Annotated in this window: 27 protein-coding genes and 1 rRNA gene; 12 read left to right on the top strand and 16 right to left on the bottom strand. The window is 61.0% G+C overall.

From position 1 onward, the window contains the following. Positions 1-179 (bottom strand): 16S ribosomal RNA (locus tag J2W46_RS05545); the annotation flags it as partial. A 465-nt stretch (positions 180-644) separates the two neighbouring features. After that, entirely contained in the window at positions 645-1760 is a 1116-nt protein-coding gene (locus J2W46_RS05550) for an AI-2E family transporter (RefSeq protein WP_131320531.1), read from the bottom strand. A 270-nt stretch (positions 1761-2030) separates the two neighbouring features. On the opposite strand from J2W46_RS05550, the gene J2W46_RS05555 reads away from it, so the two are divergent. The 4 genes from J2W46_RS05555 to J2W46_RS05570 all read left to right on the top strand — a co-directional run bounded on the left by J2W46_RS05555 (position 2031) and on the right by J2W46_RS05570 (position 5937). Continuing rightward, positions 2031-3245 carry a DUF2863 family protein gene (locus tag J2W46_RS05555; protein WP_088173606.1) on the top strand — a complete coding sequence of 405 codons (1215 nt, stop codon included), beginning with the start codon at positions 2031-2033 and terminating at the stop codon, positions 3243-3245. Between the two features lie 210 nt (positions 3246-3455). Next, complete coding sequence (locus tag J2W46_RS05560) at positions 3456-4334, top strand: response regulator transcription factor (RefSeq protein WP_310352084.1); 879 nt, start codon at positions 3456-3458, stop codon at positions 4332-4334. A gap of 109 nt (positions 4335-4443) precedes the next feature. Beyond that, the gene (locus J2W46_RS05565) at positions 4444-5118 is read left to right on the top strand and encodes an energy-coupling factor ABC transporter permease (RefSeq protein WP_020069613.1); all 675 of its coding nucleotides are present in this window, start codon (positions 4444-4446) and stop codon (positions 5116-5118) included. 189 nt (positions 5119-5307) lie between these two features. Continuing rightward, positions 5308-5937 (top strand): BspC domain-containing protein, encoded by a 630-nt coding sequence (locus J2W46_RS05570; protein WP_310352086.1) that lies wholly within the window; start codon positions 5308-5310, stop codon positions 5935-5937. A 188-nt stretch (positions 5938-6125) separates the two neighbouring features. Here the strand turns inward: J2W46_RS05570 and J2W46_RS05575 are convergent, their stop codons facing one another. Further along, positions 6126-7280 carry a M14 family metallopeptidase gene (locus tag J2W46_RS05575; RefSeq protein ID WP_310352088.1) on the bottom strand — a complete coding sequence of 385 codons (1155 nt, stop codon included), beginning with the start codon at positions 7278-7280 and terminating at the stop codon, positions 6126-6128. Between the two features lie 50 nt (positions 7281-7330). Continuing rightward, on the bottom strand, positions 7331-8113 hold the full coding sequence (yaaA, locus tag J2W46_RS05580; RefSeq protein ID WP_310352092.1) for a peroxide stress protein YaaA: 783 nt from the start codon (positions 8111-8113) through the stop codon (positions 7331-7333). A gap of 57 nt (positions 8114-8170) precedes the next feature. Here yaaA and J2W46_RS05585 point away from each other — a divergent pair, with 57 nt between their 5' ends. Both J2W46_RS05585 and J2W46_RS05590 read left to right on the top strand, forming a co-directional pair. After that, a complete protein-coding gene (locus tag J2W46_RS05585; protein ID WP_310352095.1) occupies positions 8171-8686 on the top strand; it encodes a putative toxin-antitoxin system toxin component, PIN family in 516 nt (171 codons plus the stop codon). 124 nt (positions 8687-8810) lie between these two features. Beyond that, positions 8811-9983 (top strand): pyridoxal phosphate-dependent aminotransferase, encoded by a 1173-nt coding sequence (locus tag J2W46_RS05590; RefSeq protein ID WP_020069608.1) that lies wholly within the window; start codon positions 8811-8813, stop codon positions 9981-9983. A 121-nt stretch (positions 9984-10104) separates the two neighbouring features. On the opposite strand, the gene J2W46_RS05595 is transcribed toward J2W46_RS05590, so the two are convergent. Further along, positions 10105-10752: a glutathione S-transferase family protein gene (locus J2W46_RS05595; RefSeq protein WP_310352098.1), complete on the bottom strand. Its 648-nt coding sequence runs from the start codon at positions 10750-10752 to the stop codon at positions 10105-10107. 122 nt (positions 10753-10874) lie between these two features. Between J2W46_RS05595 and J2W46_RS05600 the strand changes: the two genes are divergently transcribed. The 6 genes from J2W46_RS05600 (at position 10875) to J2W46_RS05625 (ending at position 17326) form a co-directional block, all read left to right on the top strand. Continuing rightward, positions 10875-12440, top strand: coding sequence for a 3-hydroxyacyl-CoA dehydrogenase (locus J2W46_RS05600; RefSeq protein ID WP_310352101.1), 1566 nt, complete (start codon positions 10875-10877; stop codon positions 12438-12440). Next, on the top strand, positions 12437-13225 hold the full coding sequence (locus J2W46_RS05605) for an oxepin-CoA hydrolase, alternative type (RefSeq protein ID WP_087754069.1): 789 nt from the start codon (positions 12437-12439) through the stop codon (positions 13223-13225). Before J2W46_RS05600 ends, J2W46_RS05605 begins: the two co-directional genes overlap by 4 nt. A gap of 34 nt (positions 13226-13259) precedes the next feature. Next, positions 13260-13976 (top strand): histidine phosphatase family protein, encoded by a 717-nt coding sequence (locus tag J2W46_RS05610; RefSeq protein WP_310353057.1) that lies wholly within the window; start codon positions 13260-13262, stop codon positions 13974-13976. A 20-nt stretch (positions 13977-13996) separates the two neighbouring features. Further along, entirely contained in the window at positions 13997-15103 is a 1107-nt protein-coding gene (locus J2W46_RS05615) for a phosphotransferase (RefSeq protein ID WP_310352104.1), read from the top strand. 120 nt (positions 15104-15223) lie between these two features. Then, entirely contained in the window at positions 15224-16480 is a 1257-nt protein-coding gene (locus tag J2W46_RS05620) for an acyl-CoA dehydrogenase family protein (protein WP_204522143.1), read from the top strand. Between the two features lie 144 nt (positions 16481-16624). Next, positions 16625-17326, top strand: coding sequence for a glutathione binding-like protein (locus J2W46_RS05625; RefSeq protein ID WP_087754072.1), 702 nt, complete (start codon positions 16625-16627; stop codon positions 17324-17326). An 87-nt stretch (positions 17327-17413) separates the two neighbouring features. Here the strand turns inward: J2W46_RS05625 and J2W46_RS05630 are convergent, their stop codons facing one another. From J2W46_RS05630 to J2W46_RS05680, 11 genes are all read right to left on the bottom strand, one after another. After that, entirely contained in the window at positions 17414-17893 is a 480-nt protein-coding gene (locus J2W46_RS05630; protein ID WP_310352107.1) for a MaoC family dehydratase, read from the bottom strand. Between the two features lie 2 nt (positions 17894-17895). After that, positions 17896-18354, bottom strand: a complete 459-nt coding sequence (locus tag J2W46_RS05635; RefSeq protein ID WP_027776676.1) for a MaoC family dehydratase — start codon at positions 18352-18354, stop codon at positions 17896-17898. 36 nt (positions 18355-18390) lie between these two features. Next, a complete protein-coding gene (locus J2W46_RS05640; protein ID WP_310352110.1) occupies positions 18391-19518 on the bottom strand; it encodes an acyl-CoA dehydrogenase family protein in 1128 nt (375 codons plus the stop codon). Between the two features lie 10 nt (positions 19519-19528). Beyond that, a complete protein-coding gene (locus tag J2W46_RS05645; protein WP_310352112.1) occupies positions 19529-20725 on the bottom strand; it encodes an acyl-CoA dehydrogenase family protein in 1197 nt (398 codons plus the stop codon). A 48-nt stretch (positions 20726-20773) separates the two neighbouring features. Continuing rightward, positions 20774-21199, bottom strand: a complete 426-nt coding sequence (locus J2W46_RS05650) for a DUF1178 family protein (RefSeq protein WP_288828426.1) — start codon at positions 21197-21199, stop codon at positions 20774-20776. A gap of 261 nt (positions 21200-21460) precedes the next feature. Beyond that, complete coding sequence (locus J2W46_RS05655) at positions 21461-21985, bottom strand: helix-turn-helix transcriptional regulator (RefSeq protein WP_310352117.1); 525 nt, start codon at positions 21983-21985, stop codon at positions 21461-21463. Positions 21986-22030: 45 nt separating this feature from the next. After that, positions 22031-22276 (bottom strand): hypothetical protein, encoded by a 246-nt coding sequence (locus tag J2W46_RS05660; protein WP_251031432.1) that lies wholly within the window; start codon positions 22274-22276, stop codon positions 22031-22033. Positions 22277-22594: 318 nt separating this feature from the next. Beyond that, a complete protein-coding gene (locus J2W46_RS05665; RefSeq protein ID WP_020069594.1) occupies positions 22595-23185 on the bottom strand; it encodes an NUDIX domain-containing protein in 591 nt (196 codons plus the stop codon). Positions 23186-23228: 43 nt separating this feature from the next. Then, on the bottom strand, positions 23229-23525 hold the full coding sequence (locus J2W46_RS05670; RefSeq protein WP_027776670.1) for a DUF2818 family protein: 297 nt from the start codon (positions 23523-23525) through the stop codon (positions 23229-23231). After that, complete coding sequence (nuoN, locus tag J2W46_RS05675; protein WP_087754081.1) at positions 23525-24997, bottom strand: NADH-quinone oxidoreductase subunit NuoN; 1473 nt, start codon at positions 24995-24997, stop codon at positions 23525-23527. The genes J2W46_RS05670 and nuoN overlap by 1 nt, the downstream gene beginning before the upstream one ends. A 24-nt stretch (positions 24998-25021) precedes the next feature. Further along, complete coding sequence (locus tag J2W46_RS05680) at positions 25022-26512, bottom strand: NADH-quinone oxidoreductase subunit M (protein ID WP_288828419.1); 1491 nt, start codon at positions 26510-26512, stop codon at positions 25022-25024. Between the last annotated feature and the right edge of the window lie 9 nt (positions 26513-26521).

Below are 26521 nucleotides of genomic sequence, written 5' to 3' on the forward strand. Positions count from 1 at the left end.
AGCGTATGCGGTATTAATCCGGCTTTCGCCGGGCTATCCCCCACTACAGGACACGTTCCGATGTATTACTCACCCGTTCGCCACTCGCCACCAGGATTGCTCCCGTGCTGCCGTTCGACTTGCATGTGTAAGGCATGCCGCCAGCGTTCAATCTGAGCCAGGATCAAACTCTTCAGTTCAAACCTGTTACTGTTTTCGGTTGTTTTACCAACCGGTCGCTCACTCAACGTACTGACGAAGTGTTCAACCATCTCTCGATGACCAAACCTTCCTTTCATTACTGTGTGAGACTTGATACTTTCGCTTTGCGCCAGACCCCGAAAGGCCCGGCTCGCGTCGCGCATCAAGCGCCCACACTTATCGGCTGTTAGTTTTTAAAGATCGATCCGCTCACTCCGCGCTGCCTTCCTACCACCACCCGGCACCGCTTCGTTCTGCGTCGCTGCATCTGCAGCAGAGAAACGAGATTATGAAGAACTCCGGCTGCGCCGTCAACAGGTTTCTGTTACTGCCTGAACCTGCCGCCACCGCTCGAAGCCTTGCCACTACTGGCTTTCCCGCTTCCCGTGCCCCGGTGTCCGGAGCACGAAAGAGCGAGATTCTAGCGAGCCGGCCAGCGCCTTGCAAGCGTTATTTGCTCTTATTCAAGGCGTCTTTTCTATCCGGCCAACTTCTTCCGCAACGGCAGGTTTGGCACCCGGCGCCAGCGCACCGCCAGCGGTCGCTCCGATAGTCCAGTCGTGCAGCACCGTGTACGCCACTGCGAGCAAAGTCGGTCCAATGAAAACCCCGAGGAAGCCAAAAGCGAACGCGCCGCCCAGGATACCTAGCATGACGAGAATCAGCGGCATGTCGCTGCTCTTGCCGATCAGGATCGGCTTAATAACGTTGTCGGACATGCCCACGACGAGCACACCCCACACCACCAGGAAGAGCGCCCATCCTGTCGCACCGCCGTGGTAGAGCCAGATTGCCGCCGGCAACCATACGATCACGGGGCCTCCCGGGATTACGGACAGGAAAAACGTCGCCAGACCAAGCAATGCAGGCGCCGGCACGCCAGCTATCCAGCAGCCGAACCCAGCGAGAATGCCCTGAACAAGCGCAGTGCCCAGAATTCCATAGACGACGCCCTTGACCGTACTGCCCGCGAGCGCCAGCAGGTAGTCGGCACGGTCGCCGGCGATACGCCGCATGCCCGCGTTCAACCACGCGCCCGCACCCTCTCCCCCGGTATAAAAGAAAAAAGCCAGCACAATGCTTAGCGCCAATAGCCCAAGACCGTGCGTAACGGCAATGGCCGCCGCAAGGATCCACTTGCCGGCCGGCGCAGCAAGCGTACGCAACTGAGCGATCAGTTCTGAATTGCTGCTTGTCAGACGCTCCCAGAAACTTTGGATGCTTGACCCGATCACCGGAACCCGCGCCACCCAGGGCGGCAAATCCGGCAAACCTGCTTCGAACAACCTTTGAACCAGAGCGACGATGTCGTGAACGTGCGCACCAAACGCAAAACCCGCGTAGACAAACGGCCCCAATACCACGATCAGAATAATGAACACAATCAATGTGGCAGCCGACTTGCGCCTGCCGCCAAGTGCCGCGGTCAGCTTCCGGTATAGCCCCCAGGAGCTGTAGCTAAGAATTGCGCCCCACAGTAACGCCGTCGTGAATGGCGCGAGGACCAGTAACGAGCCGCCCACCAGGACGATCAGCGCGAACACCGCGGCGAGGCGTTCAATCAGTTGGTCCGATTTCACAATGAATCTCCCGTTACGCCAGACCGAGGCGACAAGTACGAACGCCGCGTTCCGGCGCCCGTCGAATCGGCCAGTATACAAAAGCCACTGTCGCTAGCTGACCCGCTTACATTATTTGACGAATTAACGACCGAAGCACGATCGAACATACGCCCACGGTCCGATTTTTCGCGCAGAAACGTCCGAATCGTTGCGGCACCGCGCGCCAAATAATATGGCGCCACGGAAACGACTACAATAAAAGGTTCTGTGCACCCAACTTCCGGATTTATGCGCTCGCGAATCGCCAAACGTCTCCCCCCCGATGCCGACAAGCTTGTCGGTCTCTCGCTCGCGCTTTTCGCGTCGGGCAGCCGCACCGAGGACCGCTTCTGGGAAGCGAAGCTCGACGCGCTGCTGGCCAAGATCGTGCGCAACGCCAATCAGACTACGCTCGACGCAGCCCTCGACCATCTGCAGCAGAATCATCCCGATGCTTATGGGGCGCTGGCCGACATGGCGGAAACGCACAGCGAGTCGTTCGTCGTCGAGCATGAAGGCGTGGCGTATGAGGCATTGCTGATTGCGGCGCCCATCCTCGCGTGGACTCGCTACATGATTCCATCCGGGCCGCTCAAAGCCGACGCCGCCGACGCTTTGCGCGCGCACCTGCAGGCTCACGTGCTCGCCGCGAACACGCGTGTCGCCATGGCGCCGTTCCTCTACAGCATCGACCAGCTGCCGCGCCATCACGTCGAAACATGGCGCATTGCCCAGCAACTTGCACAAGCAGCCATGGCTGGCGGCAGCCTCAAGCTCAACTTCGGCGAACTGCCGGAAACCTCGCCGATTCTTGCCGACCCGCGCTTCCTGCTTGCCGTGGTCGCGGCGCCCGTCGGCGAGCCTACGTTTCGCTGGCAAGAAGAGGAGCACGGAACCCGGATCGAACGAGGACAGTGCCTCGAGCAATGGGCGACGCAAGGCGGTGCAAATCTGTCGCTAGTGTTGCCTGGTTGCGAGTTCGAGTGTCTGTTGCCGGATGCCTACTACTCGGCATGCCGTGACGCCGACGAACGCGTGCGTCCTCACACGGTGCGCACTGCCGTGCGTTATCTGTTCGACACAATTGGTGCCGCTCCGCAGGACCTGCGCGCGGTGGTTGCGGGCTTCGGCGAGCGCCGCATCGACGAGTACCGCGTCGGCTTTACGCGCCGCGGCAGCAACGAGGTGATCTACGGCGTCGTATGGCCGCTGTATGGCCGTGAAAATGGCGAGGCCGGCATTGACGAAGAGCCGCAGGAAACGGCACCGCCCGACGCGCCCCTCGAAGAAATCGTCGCGCTCCTCAAGGAAACCGGCGTGACGGACGTGCGCCGCCACGCCGGCCGCTTCGAGCCTGAATATTGCGATGACTGCGGCGTCCCGTTGTACGCCGATCCGCTCGGCGAGATCGTCCACGCGGAAATGCCGGAAGACGCCGAACCCGCGCAACCGCACTTCCACTAGGCCGCCGCGCCCCTTCGGCGTATAGCAGCTCATTGACGAACCCCGCCGCGTGCGGGGTTTTTTGTACGTCATTTCTCCTATGCCTTTTGGACAGGCCGTCAAATCCCAGGGAATTTGTCATCATAGGAACGGCGACGCATCGCACACCCGCCCGGCCCAACGCCTGGCGAATGCATCGCGCCATTTCGCCCGATTCATCTGGAGACATGCATGCGATTCTCGATTCTCAACTCTGACGCGGAACGACGCGACGGCCTCAAGGCGCTGTTACGGCAAATCAACCGGCTGGCGCGTTTTAACGAAGCACAAGACTGGCGCCAGGTCGAGCGCACGCTCAAACGTCAGTGGCCCGACCTGCTCGTGGTTGACTGGCAGGACTGGATGTCGGTCACCGACATCCGCAACCTGCTTAGCCACTACCCGGATCTGCGCATTGCAGTGCTGACGGACAAAATTTCGCCGAAGGTGGTGAGCGAACTCATGGACGAGGGTGTGCTCGGCGTCGTGCCGCGCGAAACCGATCCGTGCCTGATCGTGCGCGCCTTCGAAATGGTGATGCTAGGCGGTCACTACGTGCCTTCCGGCGCGCTGGCGCTCAACCCTCCGCTGCCGGCGGATACCGCTATCCGCCCGTTTGACGAGAAGAGCCCGCCACCGCGCCGGCCGAGACTTTCGAACGGACTCTCGCCTCGCCAGGAGCAGATCATGCGCTGCGTCCATATGGGAAGTACCAATAAGATGATTGCGCGCACATTGGGCATAAGCGAGGGCACGGTCAAAATCCATTTGACCAGCATATTCCAGCAGCTGGGCGCGCCCAATCGCGCCGCCGCTGTGGCGCTCTACAACGGTTGGCTGACAAATCATTTGCAAGTACTGCGCAGTAACGCAGAAGGCTTGCTCCGACCAGTCATGGGCGAGCCCGGCGCCGTACCGCTGCGGCGCGCCACAGGGCGGCGCTTCCAATATCCCCTGTCCGCTAACGATCCAACTGCTCCGTTGCCGATGGTGGCCGAGCCGGGCACGTCCTATGACGACGCGTCCGTGGCGGAGCCCTCCTCCGGGCCGGTCACAGAAGGCTCCACGTGAGCTGACGCCTGCGCGTTACGGGCGTGATGCGCGATTTGTGCCAGTGCTCGCACCGGCTGGCATGGAATCCGCTCACACCTTTTCTCGTCCAACGAGTAATATGAGACTCATGGGTTTCCTCTACACACCGCTTCCGTTCTGGGTTGCTGTCGGTGGCTGGATCGTCACTGCGATAGCGGTCGCGCTCGCGCTGTGGAAAAATCCTTTCAAACGACTTCAAGACGGCACATTGCAGCATGTCTGGCTGGCGATCATCGTCGCCCTGTCGGTACTATGGGCCAGCAACGCCTGGCTCGACGACGGCACGGTCATGCATCTGCTCGGCGCGACCCTCGTCGTGACGCTATTCGACTGGGCGCTGGCATTGATTGCAATGGCTGTGGTCACCGGCCTTGCCGGCCTGATCTTCGACGCTCCGTGGCAAGGCATCGCACTCACCTTCCTTGTGTTCGGCGCGCTGCCCGTCGGCATCTCGACATTGCTTCAACGAGCGAGCATTGCGTGGCTGCCGCGCAATCTTTTCATGTTCATCTTCGGCCAAGGCTTCGTGTCGCCGGCTATCACAGTGTCGCTCACCGCGGCTGCGGCGCTCGGCGTTCACGTGGCGCTTGCCGACGGCTCAGTGACCGTCGTGCCCGCAGGCTACGCGCTCAGCGTACTTCTCCTCGCTACCGGCGAGGCATGGTTCACGGGAATGTCCACGGCGTTGATCGCCGTCTACCGCCCTGCCTGGGTCACCACTTATGATGTGCGGCGATACCGGCTCGGCGGACCGCGCACGTGAGACGCGCGCAAGGCTCAACGCATGATCAATGTGCTGGTGAGCTTGTCGCGTCAATGCGTTCAGTCGCGCGCCCAGCATCGCAAAGCGCGGTGAAAACCGCGACCGAAAAATAGTTGCGGCACGATTGAACTCAACCCTGCCGCCAGGTATCTTACGTGCCTCACGTCTCGATAGCGCCTAACGAACTAGATGGATTGCACCAACGTACCGCGCCGATTGCTGCGGCTGGTCGGCCGGTTGGCAACACTCGCAGCGAGCTTCTCCCTCGCATGCACTGCGCCCGCATTCGCCGATCAACTCGAACAGCACAACGACCTCGTCAACAGATTTGTCAATGAATTGCACGCCGATCCGCTCGTCGCGGATTGCGCCGCACATGGCAACTTCGTCGCGAGCACCTCGACCGCGTTCGATCATGTCGAGTTTCCACCTAGTTCGTTCGACAGCGCGCACGCCTCAATCACGCCGTGGAACGATTCGTTCGACGAAGGCAAGCAACGCGTCAAGGTCGACAACATCGTCACAGTCGAAGGGCTCGGTATTCGTCAAAGCGGCGGGGGCGACGCTGCCGACCTGAAGTTCCGCTGTGGGTATGTCGGCGCGCAGATGCTGGCGTTCAGCTGGAACGATCCGGTGCCCCCGGCGCGGGCGCGCAGCTCGGAGCCCTCATCGTCGCGCGCAGTATCGGGTAAGCATCGCGGGGCGAAGGGCAAGCAGGCGGCAAGCGGCAAAAGCGCGAAGAAGAGTTCCGCGAAGTCGTCGAAAAGCACTTCGGGCAAGTCGTCCAGCAAGACTACGCCTGCAAAGAAAAAGCACTAAGACGAAGCTAACGCTGCGAATCGTGCAAGCACCAATGCACGATGGCAGCGTTACTGAATTCGACGATCAGGCGAATTCGCGCCCCTTGTCAGCAAACCGGGAAGGCGCATAAGCGCGCCGGCCGTTCCGACCAGCCAACAAAAAAGGCACACATGCAATGCATGTGTGCCTTCGTCAATGCGGCGAACTCAGGCGAACGTCTCTACATGCCGCAAGATGGCTTGGAGCATCGCCGCACCGAGCGACGCGCTGCGCTCGCCGTTCCAGCCCACTCGTTCGTCCGGCAAGTTGGCGTTGTCCTTGAAGGGCATCTCGAGCGTCAATGAAAGGCAGCCAAACTCGTTGCCGATATATTTCGAAGCGAGCTTGAGCGCGTCTTCGCGATACTTGCTCGCGGCGTAGCCGTACTCGTTCTGGAAATCGGGGCTTGCCTGTTTGAACGCTTCGATGAACGCCCTTTGTTCCTCGCCTTGCCGCTCAGTGAATCCCGGCAGCATCTCCGAGCCGGCCACGAAGACGTAAGGCAGCGCCTCATCGCCGTGAATATCGAAAAAGAGGTCGCAGCCGGTTGCGTGAATGGCGTCACGCACTACGAGCACCTCGGGACTGCGCGCGGCGTCCGGTTCCATCCACTCACGGTTCAGGTTGGCGCCGGCTGCATTGGTGCGCAGGTTGCCGCGCACGCTGCCGTCCGGATTCATGTTCGGCACAATGTAGAACACCGCGTGGTCGTACAGTTTGCGCGCCACCGGATCGCCCGCCCAATCGCCCCAGCCGACCAGCCGCTTCACGAGTCCTTCGATGAACCATTCGGCCATGGTCTCGCCCGGATGCTGGCGCGCGATCAGCCAGATTTTTTTCCTCGCGACGTCGCCGGTTTGCGGTGTGCCGAGCGTGAGCAGCGACACCGGCCGGCCTTCGACGGTCGTGCCCAACTCGGTAAGCGTGGCTTGCGGCATCTGTTGAACTGCGCCGAGAAACTCGGAGTGGCGTTCCTCGCTATACGGTTCGAAGTACGCGTAATAAATGCGATCGAATTCCGGCGTGTGATCGATGCTCAGCACACGGCCGTCGTACGACGTGGGCACGCGAAACCAGTTCACGCGGTCGTAGCTGGCGACAGCCTGGTAGTCGCGCCAGCCTTCCGCGAACGCGCACGCCGCCGCGTTCTCGAAGGTCATCACGCAGCGCTCGCCCGCCGCGCCGGAAAGGCGGAAGTAGAACCACTGCGCGAACTCCGCGTGGCTGTCGGACCGCACGCGCAAACGGATATTGCCGGCCTCGGCGCAAGACAGCACCTCGATTGCGCCGCCGTCGAAGTTGCTCGTAATCGATAAACTCATGATGTCATTTCCTGCATATGTGGGCGGCAACCCGCTGGGCGGCACCGCGCTCATTCAGCGACGCGGCGGCGAAATACGTACGTGGAATCGTTCGAGGCTTCGGCGTCGAACGCATAGCCTTCGGAATCGAACCCCTTCAGCTGCTCGGGCTCGTCGAGGCGGTTTTCTACCGCGTAGCGCGCCATCAAACCGCGAGCCCGCTTCGCATGAAAGCTGATGATCTTGTAGCGGCCACCCTTCCAGTCCTCGAACACGGGCGTGACGACCGGTGCTTCAAGCAGCTTCGGCTTGACCGACTTGAAATACTCGCCCGACGCGCAATTCACCAGCACACGGGATTTTGCAGCGCGCCTTTTCAATTGGGCGTTCAACGCCTGCGTGATCCGCTCGCCCCAGAAGGCATATAGATCTTTGCCGCGCGGATTGGGCAGTCGTGTACCCATTTCCAGCCGGTACGGCTGCAGCAGGTCGAGCGGACGCAGCAAGCCATACAGACCTGACAACACGCGCACATGGTTCTGCGCAAAATCCAGATCTGCCGAGGACAGCGTCTTCGCGTTGAAGCCCTCGTACACGTCGCCATTGAACGCAAGCACGGCCTGCTTCGCGTTGTCCGTGCCGAAGCGCGGCGACCACTGCGCGTAGCGCTCGAAATTGAGGTGCGCCAACTGGTCGGAAATGCTCATTAGCGAAGCGATCTGCTGCGGCGACAAACGGCGCAAACCGCCGATCAATTCGGCGGCATCGTCGACGAAATCGGGGATTGTGTGTTTTTTGACGTGCGGTGGAGTTTCGTAGTCGAGCGATTTCGCCGGCGACAGAACGATTATCATAGAGGCTTGCAGGCACGCCGTGCCTGGCGGTCAAAGACGAAAGCCAGATTGTAACGAATGCCCGGTTCCCATGCCTCACACGACGCTTTGCGCGCCGTTCTCGATTCCAATGTGTGGATCGATATTCTCGTGTTCGACGACCCGCACACGCGCCCAATTCGCGCCGCGCTGGAAAACGGCACGCTCGCCGCAGTGATCGACGCCCGCTGCCTCGCCGAACTGACCTACGTGCTCGACTATCCGCAATTCGCCGGTCGCAATGTGGATAAGTCCGCCGCGCTCGCCGTCGTCACGCGGCTCGCACAAATGGTCGAACTTGTGGCCGAGCCGGAAGACTCGCGTCCGCTGCCGAAATGCAAAGACCGCGACGATCAGAAATTTCTCGAACTCGCGCACGCCGCCCGCGCAGACTGGCTCGTGTCGAAAGATCGCGCGGTGCTGAAACTTGCGAAGCGGGTCGCACGGGATTTCGGGTTTCAAATTGCACAGCCGGCGCCGTTCGCCGCTCTGCTTACTGGCCTGGTCAGCGGTTCAACCAGCGGGGCCGCTGCACTAGCGGAAAGTCCGGTATAACCCTGGCCGAACGGCTACCGGCACACGGCAGGCGCGCACGCCCTGCCGCTATTCCCTACAATCAGGCTTCGCCGGTTTGAAAACGATGCCTTCGTCCACTCACTCGTCACGCCCGAATAGCGCCATGAATGCACCGCACGACACGCCCATGAGTCCCTCGTTTCCATCGCGTCTGCCGAATGTGGGCACGACGATCTTCACCGTTATGAGCGCGCTCGCCGCCGAAAAAGGCGCAGTCAATCTTGGCCAGGGCTTTCCCGACTTCGGTTGCGATCCCCGGATCGTGGATGCGGTTGCGAACGCAATGCGCGACGGCCACAACCAGTATCCGCCGATGGCCGGCGCCGCGCCGCTGCGCGAAGCGATCTCGGACAAGATCGCAAACGTGTATGGCCGCCGCTACGACGCCACCACCGAAATAACGGTCACGGCTGGAGCGACGCAGGCACTGCTGACGGCGATTCTCTGCGCGGTCCACCCCGGCGACGAAGTGGTCGTGATCGAGCCGACATACGACAGCTACTTACCGTCAATCGAACTGGCGGGCGGCAAGCCGGTATTCGTCACGCTCGACGCGCCGGACTACGCAATCCCCTTCGACAAGCTCGCCGCCGCGATCACGCCGAAAACCCGGCTCCTGCTGATCAACACGCCGCACAATCCGACCGGCACCGTCTGGCGCGCCGAAGACATGCGCAAGCTCGAAGAAATCGTGCGCGGCACCAATGTGCTCATCCTGTCGGACGAAGTTTATGAACACATGGTCTACGACGGAGCGCCGCACGAGAGCGTGGCCCGTTACCCAGAACTGGCGCAGCGCAGTTTCGTCGTATCGAGCTTCGGTAAGACGTATCACGTCACTGGCTGGAAAGTCGGCTATGTCGCGGCGCCGGCCGCGCTCACCGCTGAATTTCGCAAAGTGCATCAGTTCAACGTGTTCACAGTGAACACGCCAATGCAGATCGGACTGGCCGAATACATGAAGGACCCGGCGCCTTATCTCGAACTGCCGGCGTTCTATCAGAGCAAGCGCGACTTCTTCCGCGCCGGCCTCGCGAATTCGCGCTTCAAACTATTGCCCTGTACCGGCACGTACTTCCAGTGCGTCGATTATTCGGCAATCAGCGATCTGCCCGAAGCAGAATTCGCACAGTGGCTAACGGGCGAAATCGGCGTCGCGGCCATTCCGGTGTCGGCCTTCTATCACGAAGCGCATGAGTCGGGCGTGGTCCGCTTCTGTTTCGCGAAGCAGGAAAGCACGCTCGCCACCGCGCTCGAACGGCTCGCGCGTCTCTAGCATGTCACGCGCGATGCTGCGAACGAACCCACGTTCCTCGCCATCGCGCGCAATCGTCAATGCGTGCGTTACGCGTCGAAGTTCGCGTCGCGGTTCGCCTGGGATCTCACAGGGCTATGCGTCAGGCCGGACGCGACGCCGCAATGTACGCCTTCCTGTCTTCAGTCACACGCTGCGCAGCCGGCCGGCTGTTGATCGTCTTCACGTAGCTCTTCCAGTCGAGACCCGCGTCGAGCAGGAAATCGCGACCGTAGATGGCCTGCGTGGCCATGCCGACGAGCGGCAAACTCACGTAGCCCGCTGCGTCTGCGACACTGAACCGTTCACCGCGCAAATACGGTGTGAATCGGGCGATCCGCCTGAATCCCGCAATATGATGCGTGAGCAGCTTCTCGACCCGGCCCTTGGTCGCGTCGGTCAACGTGCCGCCGAAAAATGCTTCCTTGTACAGGTTGCGTGCCGTCAGTTCCAGGTGCACGTCCACGAAGGTGATCAGCTCGCGCTCCTTGGCCGCCTCCCATGGATCGGCGGAAAAAATCGGCTTGTCGGGAAAGCGCGCGGCCAGGTACTCGACAATACATTGCGATTCCGACAGATCGCCCTCTTCGGTTTGCAGATAAGGCACTTTGCCAAGCGGCGAGTGTGCGAGCATGGCCTCGTCCTGGCTCGGCTGTACGAGCACCTCTTCGAACTCGATACCGTGTTCGAGCAGAACGAACTTCACCTTGTTGTAGTAGTTAGAGAGCGCGAACCCGCAGAGGTTGATCATCGTTGTCTCCTTCCTTGTTGGTGTGTGAGACCGCCGTATCGAAGGAAGGCGGCCTTCGGGCGATCATCAAATGAATTGTACGAGCGTGCTATTCTAAAATAACCATGGAGTCGAGCAACACAATGACCTCTCGCAACTTCAGCATAGAGACAATCGGCATTGTCGGAACCGGAGCAATGGGCCGCGGCATTGCACAGATCGCTGCACTCGCGGGCCTCACCGTGCGTCTGTACGACGCCAATCCCGCTGCGATCGGCGCCGCACGAGACTATCTCGCCGAAACTTTCGCCAAACTGACCGCCAAAGGCAAGCTCGAACAGGCGCGCTCGCTTGCGGCGCTCGCCAACGTCACGGCCGCGCACGCGATCAACGATCTGGCGGATTGCGATCTGGTCATCGAGGCGATCGTCGAGAAGCTGGACGTCAAGCAGGCGCTCTTTCGCGAGCTGGAGACCGTGGTGAGCGGACGTTGCGTGCTCGCGTCGAACACGTCTTCGCTATCCATCACGGCAATCGCGGCCGGCTGCATCGATCCCTCGCGCGTGGCCGGCTATCACTTCTTCAATCCGGTCCCGCTGATGAAAGTCGTTGAAGTGATCGACGGCCTGCGCAGCGACCGCCAGGCAGGCGACGCATTAATGGACCTCGCGCGCCGCATGGGTCACACGCCGGTGCGCGCGAAAGACATGCCTGGTTTCATCGTCAATCACGCGGGCCGCGGCATGAACACCGAGGGCCTGCGCGTGGCGGGCGAAGGCGTGGCGAGCTTCGTGGATATCGACAGGATCATGCGCGAGCAGGCGGGTTTTCGTCTCGGCCCGTTCGAACTGCTCGATCTGACCGCACTCGACGTATCGCATCCGGTCATGGAGTCGATCTACCATCAGTTTTATGAAGAGCCGCGCTTCACGCCCTCGCCTATCACCGGCACACGGCTTGCGGGTGGACTGCTTGGCCGCAAGACGGGCGAAGGTTTTTATCGCTACGAAGACGGGAAGCAGCAGGCGCCTGCCGAAACCCCGGCGCCGGCCGCGCTGCCGACCAGCGTGTGGGTCAGCAAGCGCTATCGCGAGGCTTATCAGGCCGTCGTGGAACTCGTCGGCAAAGCCGGCGTGAAGCTCGACGACGGCGCCTCGCCCGCGGCGGACTCGCTGATCGTCGTCACGCCGTTCGGTCACGACGCGACCACGGCTGCAGTCGACGAAGCGCTGGACGCGAGCCGCGTCGTGGCTATCGACGCACTCTTTCCGCTCGTCGGCACGCAGCGCCGTACGTTGATGACCACGCCCGCGACAACGCGTGCCGCGCGTGACGCAGGACATGCGCTTTTTTCGGCCGATGGCGTGCCCGTCACCGTGATCCGCGATTCGACCGGCTTCGTCGCGCAACGCGTGGTCGCTACGATCGTCAACATCGGCTGCGATATCGCGCAAAAGCAGATTGCGACGCCAGAGGACATCGACCTCGCTGTCATGCTCGGCCTCGGCTATCCACGCGGGCCGCTCGCGCTCGGCGACGCGCTCGGTGCGAAAACCATCCTCACTATCCTGCGCAATATGTTCGACGTGCTCGGCGATCCACGCTACCGCCCCTCGCCGTGGCTCGCGCGCCGCGCACAACTCGGCATGTCGCTGACCCAGAGCGACGCCACCGACACTCAAACAGAGAATCCGGAGACCCAACAATGAGCGCCGAACTGCTGACCTCGCGCCCTACCGAAAGCGAATCGACGCTGGTACTCACGCTGTCCAACCCGGGCGCACGCAACGCACTGCATCCCGACATGTACGCGGCCGGCATCGAGGCGCTCGATTCAGTGGAACGTGATCCGTCGATCCGCGCCGTTGTGATCACGGGCGCAGACAATTTCTTCTGTGCAGGCGGCAACCTGAACCGACTGCTCGAGAACCGCGCGAAGGATCCGTCGGTCCAGGCGCAGAGTATCGATTTGCTAGCCGAGTGGATCTCGGCGCTGCGGCTGTCCTCGAAACCCGTGATTGCCGCCGTCGACGGCGCGGCAGCCGGCGCGGGATTCTCGCTTGCGCTCGCGTGCGACCTGATCGTCGCGGCCGACGACGCCAAGTTCGTGATGTCGTATGCCCGGGTCGGCCTCACGCCCGACGGCGGCGGCTCGTGGTTTCTCGCGCAGGCCTTGCCTCGCCAGCTCGCGACCGAAGTGCTGATCGAAGGCAAGCCGATAGGCGCGGCACGCTTGCACGAACTAGGCGTCGTCAACAAACTGACGAAGCCGGGCACCGCGCGCGACGCCGCCATCGCATGGGCCGACGAACTTGGCAAGATATCGCCGAACTCGGTGGCGCGCATCAAGACCCTCGTGTGTGCGGCCGGCACGCAGCCGCTTTCCGAACACCTGATCGCAGAGCGCGATAACTTCGTCGCGTCGCTGCATCATCGCGAGGGCCTTGAAGGCATTTCCGCGTTCCTCGAAAAACGCGCGCCCGTTTATAAGTGAGCGCGAAGCCATGCCCACTTCCATGCCCGCTTCCATGCCCACTTATCAGTTACCTAAACGCCGCCGCATTTTTTTAATGCGTCATGGCGACGTGACTTACTTTGACGACTCAGGCCGCACGATCGATCCCGAAACGGTGCCGCTCAACGCCAATGGCCGCGAGCAGGCGAGCGCGGCGGGCCGGGTGTTTGCAGAGCAGCAGGTTCGGTTCGATCGCGTGATCGTGAGCGGCTTGCCGCGCACTGTCGAAACCGCGCAGCGCGTGCTGGCCGAGACGGGTCAGCAGATCACACTGGAGATCGAGCCTGCCTGGCAGGAGATTCGCGGCGGCAAGCTGCGCCATATTCCGTTGGAAGATATCGAGGCCGCGTTTCTCGGTGTGTTCGACGGTATCGTGCCGGAGAGCACGCGCTTTCTCGACGGTGAAACGATCGGCGAGTTGTTCGATCGCGTGCTGCCCGCCGTGGCGGCCCTGCGCGAGGACACCTCGTGGGACACGGTTCTGCTAGTGCTGCATGGCGGCGTGAATCGCGCAATTCTTTCGCATGCGCTTACCGCCGGCGGACGCACATTTTTCGGCCATCTCGCGCAGGCCACCGGCTGCATTAACGCGCTCGACGTCGGCGCAGCACCGCGCGACTGGGTGCTGCGCGCGATCAATTATTCGCCGCCGTCGCCGCTGCATCGCGACGTCCGCAATACGACGATGGAAATCCTCTACGCACAATTCATCCAATACACGCGTAGCTGAACCCAAACCGGAGGAGACACATGGTGCAAGCCACACAAAGCGGCGAGCCGGAACAGCAAGCGGACTACTCTGCCTTCGAGGGCACGCGCCCGGTCAATGATCGGCAGCGCTTCAACGACGAAGCGCTTGCCGCCTGGCTGACACAGCATGTCGATGGGTTCTCCGGACCGCTTACGGTCGAGCAGTTCGCCGGCGGCCAGTCGAATCCGACATTCAAACTGGTCACGCCGTCGCGAGCCTACGTGATGCGCGCGAAGCCTGGGCCGGCGGCAAAGTTGCTGCCGTCTGCGCACGCTATCGAACGTGAATACCGCGTAATGCATGCGCTCGCAGACACCGACGTGCCTGTCGCGCAAATGCTGGCCCTGTGCGAAGACGAAAGCGTGATAGGCCGTGCGTTCTATGTCATGGAGTTCGTCGATGGCCGCGTGTTGTGGGACCAGTCGCTGCCAGGCATGACTGCCAGTGAACGAAGCGCAATCTATGACGAGATGAATCGCGTGATTGCAGCGCTGCACAGCGTCGATGCCACGAGCGTGGGACTGTCGGACTACGGCAAGCCTGGCAACTATTTCGCGCGTCAGATTGGCCGTTGGAGCAAGCAGTATCTTGCGTCCGAGACCGAGCCTATCGACGCAATGCAGCGCCTGATCGAATGGCTGCCGCAGCACATGCCGACGCAATCCGGCGGGCGCGCGTCGATCGTGCATGGCGACTACCGGCTCGACAACCTCGTCTTCGATCGCGAGGAACCGAAAGTGCTTGCGGTGCTCGACTGGGAACTGTCTACGTTAGGCGATCCGCTCGCCGACTTCGCCTATCACTGCATGTCGTGGCATGTCGATCCCGCACAGTTTCGCGGCATCGCCGGTCTCGATTGGTCCGCGCTCGGCATTCCCGACGAACAGCAGTACGTCGCGCGTTATTGCAAGCGCACGGGCTTTGAAATTCAGGGCGACTGGAATTTCTACCTCGCGTACAACATGTTCCGCATCGCCGCGATTCTGCAGGGCATCATGAAGCGTGTAGTCGACGGCACTGCGGCCAGCGCGCAGGCGCTCGACGCCGGCCGGCGGGCAAAGCCGATGGCCGAACTCGCCTGGCAATATGCGCAGAAAGTGCGTTGACCGCGCTTGAATGCGCCTGGAGACTGCTGAACACGCCTGCGCGCAGCAAATAGCGAATGGCAAACAGCACAGCAAGCAGCGCCCACATTAAATTTCGTCCGTTATCCGCGAGGTCCATAGATGAATTTCGATTACACGCCGAAAGTTCAGGCATTGCGCGAAAAACTGCTCGCCTTCTTCGACGAGCACATTTACCCGAACGAACAAGCGTTCTATGCGGAGATTGCGCAAAACCGGCTGAACGGCAACGCATGGCAGCCGACCGAACTGATTGAGCGACTCAAGCAGAATGCGCGCGACGCGGGCTTGTGGAATCTGTTCCTACCCGACTCGGTGCGCGGCGCCGGTTTGACCAACCTCGAATATGCGCCGCTGTGCGAAATCATGGGCCGGGTGCCATGGGCGCCGGAGGTGTTCAATTGCAATGCGCCCGACACCGGCAACATGGAAACGATCGAGCGATACGGCAGCGAAGAGAACAAACGCGAATGGCTCGAACCTCTTCTGCAAGGGCAGATTCGTTCTGCCTTTCTGATGACGGAGCCGGAAGTGGCGTCGTCCGATGCGACCAATATCCAGACCAGCATCGTGCGCGATGGCGACTACTACGTGATCAATGGTCACAAGTGGTGGTCCTCGGGCGCGGGCGATCCGCGCTGCAAAATTTATATCGTGATGGGCAAGACGGATGCCGATGCGCCGCGCCATCAGCAGCAGTCAATGATCCTCGTGCCCGCCGACGCGACAGGCGTTACGGTGCACCGCCCTCTTTCCGTTTTCGGCTACGACGACGCGCCGCATGGCCATATGGAAATCACGCTCGACAATGTACGGGTGCCTGCAACGAACATGCTGCTCGGCGAAGGCCGCGGCTTCGAGATTGCACAAGGGCGTCTTGGACCGGGACGCATCCACCACTGCATGCGTCTGATCGGACTTGCGGAGCGCGCGCTCGAATTGATGTGCAAACGCTCGATGCAACGCGTCGCGTTCGGCAAGCCTGTTGCTACGCAAGGCGTCACGCAGGAACGTATCGCCGAGGCGCGCTGCATGATCGAGCAGGCACGGCTGCTCACGCTCAAAACCGCGTACATGATGGACACCGTCGGCAACAAGGGCGCGCGCGGCGAGATCGCGATGATCAAGGTCGTGGCGCCGAACATGGCGTGTCAGGTAATCGACTGGGCTATTCAGGCGCACGGCGGCGGCGGCGTCAGCGACGACTTCCCGCTGGCTTACGCTTACGCCTCCGCGCGGACCTTGCGCTTCGCCGACGGTCCGGACGAAGTGCATCGCAACGCAATCGCGAAACTCGAGCTTGCGCGTTACATCGAGCCTGCGGCGGCTAGTGTGGAGACGCCGGCTGCGCGCGTTTGACGTCCTGCTCGAACTTCGTTTCGAGCGCTGCTGGCCAGGCGCGCATCTGTGGGCGCCGCCAGCATCATCGTGCGATCTATGCTCTAATTTTCGTCAAGCGCGGCGCTCCTCGGAGCGCCGCTTTACAGAACGAAAGGAGCGAGGATGATCGACGTCTATAGCTGGGCGACCCCGAACGGCCACAAGGTTCATATCATGCTCGAGGAGACGGGACTCGAGTACGCGGTGCATGCAGTGAACATCGGCGCTGGCGATCAGTTCAAGGCCGAATTTCTCGATATCAGTCCAAACAACAAGATTCCCGCCATTGTGGATTCCGAAGGTCCAAAGAGCGCGGACGGCAAACCGTTCGCGTTGTTCGAGTCCGGCGCGATCCTGATTTATCTCGCCGAGAAAGCGGGCCGCTTCCTGCCGACTGATCCGGCTGAGCGTTATTCCGTTCTGCAATGGCTGATGTTCCAGATGGGCGGTCTCGGTCCGATGCTGGGGCAGACACATCACTTCCGTGTCTATGCGCCCGAGCCGATCGAGTACGCGATCAACCGTTATACGAACGAAACGCGGCGCCTGTATGGCGTCATGGACAAGCAGCTTGGCAAAACCCAGTACCTCGCCGGAAACGACTATACGATCGCGGACATCGCATCGTTCCCGTGGACCCGCTCGTGGCAGAACCAGGGCATCGAACTCGATGCGTTTCCGAATGTGAAGCGATGGCACGAGGAAATCGCGGCGCGCCCGGCGGTTGTACGCGGCGTCGAAGTGCTGGCGTCCGCTCGCAAGCCTCTGATGGACGACAAGGCGAAAGAAGTGCTGTTCGGCGCGACGCAATACGCGAAGCATTAAAAAATCGAGGTGTGGGGCGGCGAGATGGCAAGCAAGCGTGAGCCGAAGAGCTTGCCGTCTACGCCGTCTCCGTATCGGCCGCGGGCGTCAGAAATAGTGGCGAGTGATGAACTCGGCGACGCACACGGGCCGTTCGCTGCCCTCCCGCTCCAACGTGACGTTCCACACTACTTGCACGCCGGCATTGCTGGCATCCATGTCGGCGACGGACGCGACGGCGAACTGTGCGCGCAATCGCGAGCCGACAAGTACCGGCGACGTAAACCGCACGCGGTTCAACCCGTAGTTCACGCCCATCCGCTGCTCAAGCCGTACTGTTTTTTCGAGCAGCGCGGGGATCAATGAAAGAGTCATGAAGCCGTGCGCGACTGCGCCGCCGAAAGGTGACTCGCGCCGCGCTCGCTCCGGATCCACGTGAATCCATTGATGGTCGCCGGTGGCTTGCGCGAAGCGATCGACGCTCTGCTGGTCGATCGTCACCCAGTCGCTAGTGAGCGGCGCCGCTCCGACAAGCGCACGCAATGCCGCGGCATTCCGGAACGCGACAGCCGGTGCCGTGCTCTCCATTGTCACGACGCCGCGCCCGGATTGCGCAGTCCGAACATTCCTTTCGAGCGCACCGTAACGACCGTCTCGCCATGCTGGTTGATACCCGCCCATTGCGTGGAGACGATGCCGCGATCCGGCTTGCTTTCGGAGATGCGCTTGTCGAGCACGGAATTCGTCATGGTGATCGTATCGCCGACGCGTACCGGTTTGAGCCAGCGTATTTCGTCGATGCCGGGCGATCCCATCGACGTGGAGTCCGCCAGCGCGTTACGCACCAGCATGCCCATCATGACCGAACATGTATGCCAGCCGCTCGCCACCAATCCCCGGAACGGCGACTTCTCAGCCGCGGCCTCGTTCAGATGGAACGGCTGCGGATCGAACTTCTCAGCGAATTCGACGATCTCGTCGCGCGTGAAAGTATGCTTGCCGATCTCGGTCGTTGATCCGACCGTCATGTCCTCGTAACTCAAAGCCATTGCGCTATCTCCTTGCGGGTCGATTCGATCGGCCACTTAAACTTCGATGCTGGCAAAACCGGGCAGCGCGGCGAACCGCGCCAGGTGATGATCGACATCGCCCAGTGTGGTCTCAATAATAGCGAGACGTTTGAACAGATGCGCGGCCGCGACCTCGTTCGTCACGCCCATGCCGCCATGCAATTGAACCGCTTGTTGGCCGACAAAACGCGCCGCTTGCCCCACACGTACTTTCGCGGCAGAGATCGAGCGGCGACGCTGATCGGCGTCTTCGCTCGAATAGCGCATGGCGGCAAGGTACGTGACCGAGCGGGCCTGCTCGGCGTGAATCAGCATCTCGACCATGCGGTGCTGCAATGCCTGAAAGCGCGCAATCGGCTGGCCGAACTGCTGTCGAGTTTTTGTGTAGTCGACGGTTGCGGTGTTCAATGCGTCCAGCGCGCCAACCGCTTCGGCACAGAGCAGCAGCGTGCCGTAGTCGGCGATGTGCTCCAACGCCGCCGCGCCTGAGTGCTGGCCGCGCAATTGGCGTGCGGGCGTGCCGTTGAATTCGAGCGTCGCTGCGCGTTGGCCGTCGATGGTTCGGTAATCGGTGATCTTGACGCCTGCCGCGTCGCGCGGCACGACAAAGAGAGCGATCTCGCCGTTCGAACGCGCAGGCACGATCCAGTAATTCGCCTGCGCGCCGTGCAGCACGACTGACTTCGTACCGGTCAGCGTGTGCTGTTCGCCTTGCGAGGTCGCGACTGTCGCGATCTCGAACAGATCGTAGCGCGCCTTCGGCTCGTGAAACGCCACGGCGAGCTTGATCTCGCCTTGCGCGGCGCGCTCGAGCAGCGATGCGTCCTCTCCCTGCCCCGTGCCGGCAAGACGCAGCGCTTCGATGCCAACTGCGGTGGCCCAGTAAGGCTCGACCACCAAAGCCCGACCGAGCTCCTGCATGACGACCAGCATATCGACAGCTCCGCCATTGAAGCCGCCTTGGGCCTCCGGCACAGGCAATGCCGGCAAGCCCAGTTCAGTCAAAGCGGCCCAATGCGTTTCCGAGATCCCGGCATCCGATCTCACGATCGCCTGGCGCGCTTCGAAGCCGTAGTTCCTGTCCAGATAGCGGCGCAGCGCGTCGGCAAGTTGCTGTTGCTCGTCGTTGAAAGTGAAGTCCATGCGCCGCTCCTCAAAGTCCGAGAATCATCTGCGCGATGATGTTCTTTTGAATTTCGTTCGAGCCGCCGTAAATCGACGTCTTGCGGAAGTTGAAGTAATACGCAGCCAACGGCGCAGCGTCGTCGTCTCCGGCGATGCTGTGCTCGCGCTCGCCTTCGAGGAACGGTACGTCAAACGGCGCGGCGGCAGGTCCGACCGCTTCGAACATGAGCTCAGTCAACGCTTGCTGCACTTCCGTGCCCTTGATCTTCAGCATCGACGCCTCCGGTCCCGGTCCGCGTCCGCCCGCTTCATTCGCGACGACGCGTTGCACGGTGACTTCGAGCGCCATCAGTTCGATTTCGAGATTCGCTACTTTTGCAGCGAATACCGGGTCATGGAGTAGCGGCTTGCCGTTCTTGTTTGTGTCGAGCGCAAGGCGCTTGAGAAAAACCAGTTCGCGCTTGGATTGACCGACGCGCGCGATGCCGGTGCGCTCATGTCCCAACAGATACTTCGCGTAAGTCCAGCCGCGATTTTCTTCGCCGACCAGATTTTCGACGGGCACCTTCACATCTTCAAAGAAGACTTCGTTGACCTCATGGTCTTCGTCGAGTGTGATGATGGGCCGTACCGTAATACCCGGCGTTTTCATGTCGATGAGCAGGAATGAAATGCCCTCCTGCTTTTTCGCGCCGCTGTCCGTGCGCACGAGGCAGAACATCATGTCTGCGTGCTGCCCCAGCGTGGTCCAGGTCTTCTGGCCATTGACGACGTAGTGGTCGCCGACACGTTCGGCGCGTGTTCGCAGCGACGCGAGGTCGGAGCCTGAACCGGGCTCCGAGTAACCCTGGCACCACCAGTCGGTGCCGTCGAGAATACGCGGCAAGTAATAGCGTTTCTGAGCTTCGCTACCGTACTTCATGAGAACGGGCGCGACCATCGACACGCCGAACGGCAATACGGTAGGCGCGCCGACACGTGCGCACTCTTCTTCCCAGATATGCCGCTGGGTCGCGTCCCAACCGGGGCCGCCATACTCTCTGGGCCAAGCCACAGCCGACCAGCCTCGCGTACCCAGCAGCTTGTGCCAGCTTGCGAAGTCTTCGCGATTCAAACGCTTATGGTTGAGTACTTTCTTGCTTAGCTCGCGAGGCAGATTGGCTTCGAGCCAAACGCGGATCTCGGCGCGAAACGCCGTTTCAGTGGGGGAATAGTCCAGATTCATACGTAGTGTCTCCTGGCCGCCACCGCCCGCCGCCAGAGAGCCACTGCGTTACTGCAGAGGTTCCTTCAAAGCAGCCGGGACCGGCAACGGCATCACTTCGATGCCTTCTTCGACCAAAGCTCGCGCGTCTTCTGGTGTTGTGACACCGCGAATATTGCGTGCGGGCGCTTCGTTGTAGTGAATGCGCCGCGCTTCCTCAGCGAAGCGGTCGCCCACGTTCTCGGTCTTTTCCAGTACCTCGCGCAACGCACGCATGACACGCGCCTGCAATTCGCCGGGTGCCGCCGGCGCCTTTGTTTCCGTCGCACCCGACAGATTGAGGCGCGGCGCCGATGGCAAACGGCTCACCTCTTTCGCGCCGCAAAGTGGACATTCGACCAGCTTGCGAGACTGCTGCGATTCGAAGTCATCAGCCGAAGCAAACCAGCCTTCGAACCGATGGCCGTGCGGACACTGTAAATCGAGGACCTTCATGTGGAATCAGGGCTTGCGTGCCAGTTTAGCGCAAATACAAAATTTGTGAACGGTCGTTCGTAAAAACTTCATGCGGGGCGAGTCGCGATAACGCGCTGCTCAGAAGTTCACACGTGGTGGGCGATTTTAACGCGTTGGGCAAACCGCTGCCGAAGGCCGGATACCGCAAAGCGCGAGGTCAACCTTAGAACGTAAGCGCCGGTACGAGCCGCAACGGGTTTGCCGACGAGGCCGCATTGCTGTCTCTGCTCATTGCCGGGTTCAAGCCACGAGGCATTCCAGCCGCCGATTAAGCCGCGGCTCAAGTCCTCGTGCCTCTTTGGCCAGGTTGATCTGTTTGGCCGATCTGGCAACGTCGAATACCTCTGCGTTGATATCGTACCCGCCGCGCGAGTTCAGCCAGTCAAGCACGTCGGACAAATGCCAGACTGACGCACTTCCCTCATGCACCGGCGGCGGGAATTCAATCGCATGACTCAGCATCAGCTTGCGCATGTTCTGCCGCGACACGCCGGCAATCTCCGCCACGTCGGTCAGTCCCACAAAGTCCGGGCCTGCCTCGACCAGTCGCGCCGACGGCACCGCCTCTTTAACGTCACCGAGCGCGCTGACCAACGCCTCCAGCGCGGACGTCCCTTCGCGCGAAAATACCAGCGCGAGCCGCCCCGGTTGCCCCACGCCGATCGTCGCGTCGTCGCAACCCGCTTCACCCAACCTCTCGACGATCGCGTCAAGATCGCAGTCTTGCGCGGCAAGCTTGTACTTCAACGTAAATGTGTATTCCATGTGCTACTCCTGCTTGTTCATTCAAGGCTTGCCACTCAGCGTTTGCTAACGGTGCGCCGTGCAATTATCGACAACGCGCCGCAAGTGTCTGGCGTGATTCACGGCGTTTTTCGGCGTGCTCCATACGCTCGAAATGCAGAACTCGCCGCAGCGACATTCCGCCTCTTTATAAGGGCAATACATCTTTCCCCAGGCGTGGCCCGTTCCGCCGCTTTGTATGCGCCAGCCGCGCCGCTCGGCATAGGTCAACGCGGCCTCTATCTCTTTCTTTGCATGGGTTCGACGAACCATCCGGACCTCCAATTTAGTACTCGCGACACAGGTTGTCAAGTGACAACTTTATGCCTGCCTCATCCGACTCGAGCGCTTCAGATGTTTCGTTATCCGAAGCACATGAGCGATGAAGACGTCTTGAGAGATCCATACTAGAGTTACCACGGCAACGAAGCGAGACTGCCTGATGGCATAAGACAAAGGCGCGCTTATTCAGACAAGGCGGCAGATGCTGTGGCCCGGCGGCGCATCGCCATGAAAAAGCCCCCGCCGGTCATCGACCGACAGGGGCTTGATGTATGCGATGCAAGCGCCGCCCGGCGCCCGACGGCGGGATTATTGCGACTGCGGCTGCGCGAGCGGCCAGGCGCCCGACAACACCTTTTCCAGCCAGAACGTGCCGATTATTGTTTTCACGTCGGTGATCTTGCCGGTCCGTACCCACTCCGACACTTCGGGAACCGTCGCAGTGAAGAGCTCCAGGAACTCGCCGTCGTCCAGCTTGCGCTCGCCGGCCGTAAGACCGCGCGCAAGATAGATGTCGATGAACTCGGTGGAATACGAAATGATCGGGTGAACGCGCGTCAGATACACGTACTCACGCGCCGTATATCCGGTTTCTTCACGCAACTCGCGCACCGCGCAAGTCAATGCGCCTTCGTTCGGATCGAGCTTGCCGGCCGGATATTCGACCATGACCTTGCCCATCGGATAGCGATACTGGCTCTCCAGCAGCACACGGCCGTCGTCGAACATGGGAATCACCATCACGGCTCCCGGATGCTGCACGTATTCGCGGGTGGCATGCTTGCCGTCCGGCAGGCGGACCGTGTCGCACTTGAGCGTCAGAAACGGCCCTTGATGAACCGTTTTGCTCTCGACACACGTCTCGGTGAGCGCGGCGTCGTGATCGGGAAGTTCAGCCATATGCGGACCTCGGAACAGCGTGGTGCGCGACGGCGGGACGCCGTCAGCGGCGTTTGACGAGATACTGGAAGGTGAAGCCGGGGAACGCGAACACAACGAATAGCGCGAATGTGATTGCGTAGAACTGCCAGCCCTGATCGAAGCGATTGCCCGCACGCGCTTCAAGCAGAAAACCCAACGCGCCGACCACAAAGTACAGCACGATCAGTTCGGCAATCCGGATCCATGCGCTTTTCTTCGCCGCCTTGAGCGGCACGGCGGCGAAGAGTCGCTGATTCAGGAACGGCAGGTTGGCACCGACCAGTGCCAACAGCACGATAAACCAGCCCGCTGCGGACATCAGAACGACAGGGTGTGCTGAATAGCCTGCAGGCAAGCCTTCAACAGCGGGTCGGGCACGATACCGAGCACCAGCACGGCAACGCCATTGAGCGCGAGCAACGCGCGCGTACCCGTGTCTGCCACGATCGCCGACTTGTCTTGCGGCTCGTCGAAATACATCAGCTTGACGATACGCAGGTAGTAGAACGCGCCGAACAGCGACGTGATCACGGCCAGCACCGTCAGCCAGGTCAGGCCGGCGTTCATGGTGGCCTGCAGCACTGCCAGCTTCGCGTAGAAACCGACTGCGGGCGGAATGCCGGCGAGCGAGAACATCATGACCATCATGACGAACGCGAACACCGGGCTGCGCTGATTCAGACCCTTGAAGTCTTCCAGCGTGTCGGCTTCGAATTCGCGGCGTGCGAGCAGCATGATGACGCCGAACGTCCCCATTGTCGTGATCAGATAGACGATGCTGTAGTACATCGCCGAGCCGTACGCGCTGGCAGCGCCCGTGGTTTTGTGATCGACCACGCCGGCCAGCAGACCGAGCAGCACGAAGCCCATGTTCGAGATCGCCGAGTACGCGAGCATACGCTTGACGTTGCGCTGCACGATACCGGTGATATTGCCGACGATCAGCGAAAGCGCCGCCAGGATCACCAGCATTTGCTGCCATTCGACGGCGAGCGGCAACAGGCCCATGACGAGGAAGCGCAGACCCCAGGCAAATGCCGCGACTTTCGGACCACCGCCAACCAGCAGCGTCATGGCCGTCGGCGCGCCTTGATACACGTCAGGCACCCACATGTGGAACGGCACGGCACCCATCTTGAACGCAACACCCGCCACGATGAAGATCACGCCGAACAGCAGCACGCTCGGGTCGTAGTGGCTCTGGCCGATTGCCTTGAAAACCTCGTTCAGGTCGAGCGAGCCGGTCGCGCCGTACAGCATCGAAATGCCGTAAAGCAGGAAGCCGGAAGCCAGCGCGCCGAGCACGTAGTACTTCATCGCAGCTTCGTTCGACGGCGCGGCTTCGCGACGCAGCGCGATCACGCCATACAGCGACAGCGACATCAGTTCCAGACCGAGGTACAGCGTCAGGAAATTGTTGCCCGAGATCATGACGAGCTGTCCGAGCAACGAGAACATGCCCAGCAGGAAGAACTCGCCGCGGAACAGGCCGCGATCTTCGAGGTAGCGGCGCGAATACACGATCGAGACCGTGTAGCCGAGCGTTACCACCGCTTTCATCAGACTCGCGAACGAGTCGACCACATACATGCGGCTAAAGAAGTAGTGCACCGACGGGTCGAACGCATTGACCGCGAACCAGATGCCGGCGACGAGCGTCGACAGGACCGCGATCAGGTACGTGGTACGGCGACCGGCCTGGCCGACGAACGTGTCGTTGAGCCACGCGACGACAACGGCGAGCATCACCAGCGCGTCGGGCAACAGGGCAGTCATAGGGGCGTTTTGCATGGTCTTTAATTCCTCCGCTCTGCGTTACTGAGACAACGGCAGCTTGGACTGCGCAACGTGGGAGAGGAGGTTTTCCACGGATACGTGCATCACATCGGTAAAGGGCTTCGGATACAGGCCCATGAACAGTGTCAGTGCGGCAAGCACTGCCAGCATGAAAAACTCGCGGCGGCTGATGTCGACAAGACTCTTCACGTGGTCGTTGGCGACCGCACCGAAGTACACGCGCTTGTACATCCACAACGTGTAGGCCGCGCCGAGAATCAGGGTGACAGCCGCGCCGCCCGCGATCCAGAAGTTGTACTGGACGGCAGCCAGAATCACCATGAATTCGCCGACAAAACCGGAGGTGCCCGGCAAGCCGCAATTTGCCATTGAGAACAGCATCACGAAAGCCGCAAACTTCGGCATGACATTGACGACGCCGCCGTAATCCGCGATCTGACGCGAGTGCATACGGTCGTACAGCACGCCGATGCTCAGGAACATTGCGCCCGACACGAAGCCGTGCGAGATCATCTGGACAATCGCGCCTTCAACGCCGAGCTGATTGAAGATGAAAAAGCCGAGCGTGACGAAGCCCATGTGTGCAATCGACGAATACGCGACCAGCTTCTTCATGTCGGCCTGCACCATCGCGACGAGACCGATGTAGATCACCGCGATCAGCGACAGCGTAATCACAACCGGCGCGAGGAAGTGGCTGGCGTCCGGCGCGATCGGCATCGAGAAGCGCAGGAAACCGTAGGCGCCGAGCTTCAGCATGATCGCCGCCAGCACCACCGAGCCGCCGGTCGGCGCTTCCACGTGGGCGTCAGGCAACCACGTGTGAACCGGCCACATCGGCACCTTCACGGCGAACGCCATAAAGAACGCTATGAATAGCAACACTTGGGGTGTCATCGCGATCTGCGCGTGCTGCCAGGTCGCCAGGTCGAACGTGCCGGTCTGAACGTACAGATAGAGCAGCGCGACCAGCATCAGCAGCGAACCCATCAACGTGTACAGGAAGAACTTGAACGCCGCGTACACGCGGTTCGCCCCGCCCCACACGCCGATGATGATGTACATCGGGATCAGCGTCGCTTCGAAGAACACGTAGAACAGCATGCCGTCGGCCGCGCTGAACACGCCGACCATGATGCCCGACAGAATCAGGAACGACGCGAGATACTGACCCACGTTCTTCGTGATCACTTCCCACGCGGCGATCACGACGATCACGGTAATCAATGCGGTTAACACGACAAACCACATCGAGATGCCGTCGACACCCAGGTGATAAGTAATGTTGAATCGTTCAATCCAGTTTGCCTTTTCGACGAACTGCAGATCCGCGCTGCTCGAATCAAAACCGGTGATCAGCGGGATCGTCACGATGAAGCTGGCGACCGAGCCGATCAGCGCGACCCAGCGCGCGGGGCCCGGGTTCCGGTCAGAACCGATGGCCAGAACCAGCAGGCCAAAAAGGATCGGCAACCAGATGGCGATACTAAGAATCGGATAAGCGTGCATTAGTGTCCC

It is taken from the genome of Paraburkholderia strydomiana, from assembly GCF_031456815.1.
Lineage (GTDB): Bacteria > Pseudomonadota > Gammaproteobacteria > Burkholderiales > Burkholderiaceae > Paraburkholderia > Paraburkholderia caledonica.

What these genes read in the sequence shown, in the direction of transcription:
- J2W46_RS05655 (WP_310352117.1), bottom strand. Translation starts at nt 21,985, where the DNA reads ATGGAATACACATTTACGTTGAAGTACAAGCTTGCCGCGCAAGACTGC.
- J2W46_RS05595 (WP_310352098.1), bottom strand. Translation starts at nt 10,752, where the DNA reads ATGATCAACCTCTGCGGGTTCGCGCTCTCTAACTACTACAACAAGGTG.
- J2W46_RS05575 (WP_310352088.1), bottom strand. Translation starts at nt 7,280, where the DNA reads ATGAGTTTATCGATTACGAGCAACTTCGACGGCGGCGCAATCGAGGTG.
- J2W46_RS05585 (WP_310352095.1), top strand. Translation starts at nt 8,171, where the DNA reads ATGCCCGGTTCCCATGCCTCACACGACGCTTTGCGCGCCGTTCTCGAT.
- J2W46_RS05610 (WP_310353057.1), top strand. Translation starts at nt 13,260, where the DNA reads ATGCCCACTTATCAGTTACCTAAACGCCGCCGCATTTTTTTAATGCGT.
- J2W46_RS05635 (WP_027776676.1), bottom strand. Translation starts at nt 18,354, where the DNA reads ATGGCTTTGAGTTACGAGGACATGACGGTCGGATCAACGACCGAGATC.
- J2W46_RS05605 (WP_087754069.1), top strand. Translation starts at nt 12,437, where the DNA reads ATGAGCGCCGAACTGCTGACCTCGCGCCCTACCGAAAGCGAATCGACG.
- J2W46_RS05650 (WP_288828426.1), bottom strand. Translation starts at nt 21,199, where the DNA reads ATGAAGGTCCTCGATTTACAGTGTCCGCACGGCCATCGGTTCGAAGGC.
- J2W46_RS05665 (WP_020069594.1), bottom strand. Translation starts at nt 23,185, where the DNA reads ATGGCTGAACTTCCCGATCACGACGCCGCGCTCACCGAGACGTGTGTC.
- yaaA (WP_310352092.1), bottom strand. Translation starts at nt 8,113, where the DNA reads ATGATAATCGTTCTGTCGCCGGCGAAATCGCTCGACTACGAAACTCCA.
- J2W46_RS05600 (WP_310352101.1), top strand. Translation starts at nt 10,875, where the DNA reads ATGACCTCTCGCAACTTCAGCATAGAGACAATCGGCATTGTCGGAACC.
- J2W46_RS05555 (WP_088173606.1), top strand. Translation starts at nt 2,031, where the DNA reads ATGCGCTCGCGAATCGCCAAACGTCTCCCCCCCGATGCCGACAAGCTT.
- J2W46_RS05560 (WP_310352084.1), top strand. Translation starts at nt 3,456, where the DNA reads ATGCGATTCTCGATTCTCAACTCTGACGCGGAACGACGCGACGGCCTC.
- J2W46_RS05565 (WP_020069613.1), top strand. Translation starts at nt 4,444, where the DNA reads ATGGGTTTCCTCTACACACCGCTTCCGTTCTGGGTTGCTGTCGGTGGC.
- J2W46_RS05670 (WP_027776670.1), bottom strand. Translation starts at nt 23,525, where the DNA reads ATGTCCGCAGCGGGCTGGTTTATCGTGCTGTTGGCACTGGTCGGTGCC.
- J2W46_RS05590 (WP_020069608.1), top strand. Translation starts at nt 8,811, where the DNA reads ATGAATGCACCGCACGACACGCCCATGAGTCCCTCGTTTCCATCGCGT.
- J2W46_RS05645 (WP_310352112.1), bottom strand. Translation starts at nt 20,725, where the DNA reads ATGAATCTGGACTATTCCCCCACTGAAACGGCGTTTCGCGCCGAGATC.
- J2W46_RS05625 (WP_087754072.1), top strand. Translation starts at nt 16,625, where the DNA reads ATGATCGACGTCTATAGCTGGGCGACCCCGAACGGCCACAAGGTTCAT.
- J2W46_RS05640 (WP_310352110.1), bottom strand. Translation starts at nt 19,518, where the DNA reads ATGGACTTCACTTTCAACGACGAGCAACAGCAACTTGCCGACGCGCTG.
- J2W46_RS05680 (WP_288828419.1), bottom strand. Translation starts at nt 26,512, where the DNA reads ATGCACGCTTATCCGATTCTTAGTATCGCCATCTGGTTGCCGATCCTT.
- J2W46_RS05630 (WP_310352107.1), bottom strand. Translation starts at nt 17,893, where the DNA reads ATGGAGAGCACGGCACCGGCTGTCGCGTTCCGGAATGCCGCGGCATTG.
- J2W46_RS05620 (WP_204522143.1), top strand. Translation starts at nt 15,224, where the DNA reads ATGAATTTCGATTACACGCCGAAAGTTCAGGCATTGCGCGAAAAACTG.
- nuoN (WP_087754081.1), bottom strand. Translation starts at nt 24,997, where the DNA reads ATGCAAAACGCCCCTATGACTGCCCTGTTGCCCGACGCGCTGGTGATG.
- J2W46_RS05660 (WP_251031432.1), bottom strand. Translation starts at nt 22,276, where the DNA reads ATGGTTCGTCGAACCCATGCAAAGAAAGAGATAGAGGCCGCGTTGACC.
- J2W46_RS05570 (WP_310352086.1), top strand. Translation starts at nt 5,308, where the DNA reads ATGGATTGCACCAACGTACCGCGCCGATTGCTGCGGCTGGTCGGCCGG.
- J2W46_RS05615 (WP_310352104.1), top strand. Translation starts at nt 13,997, where the DNA reads ATGGTGCAAGCCACACAAAGCGGCGAGCCGGAACAGCAAGCGGACTAC.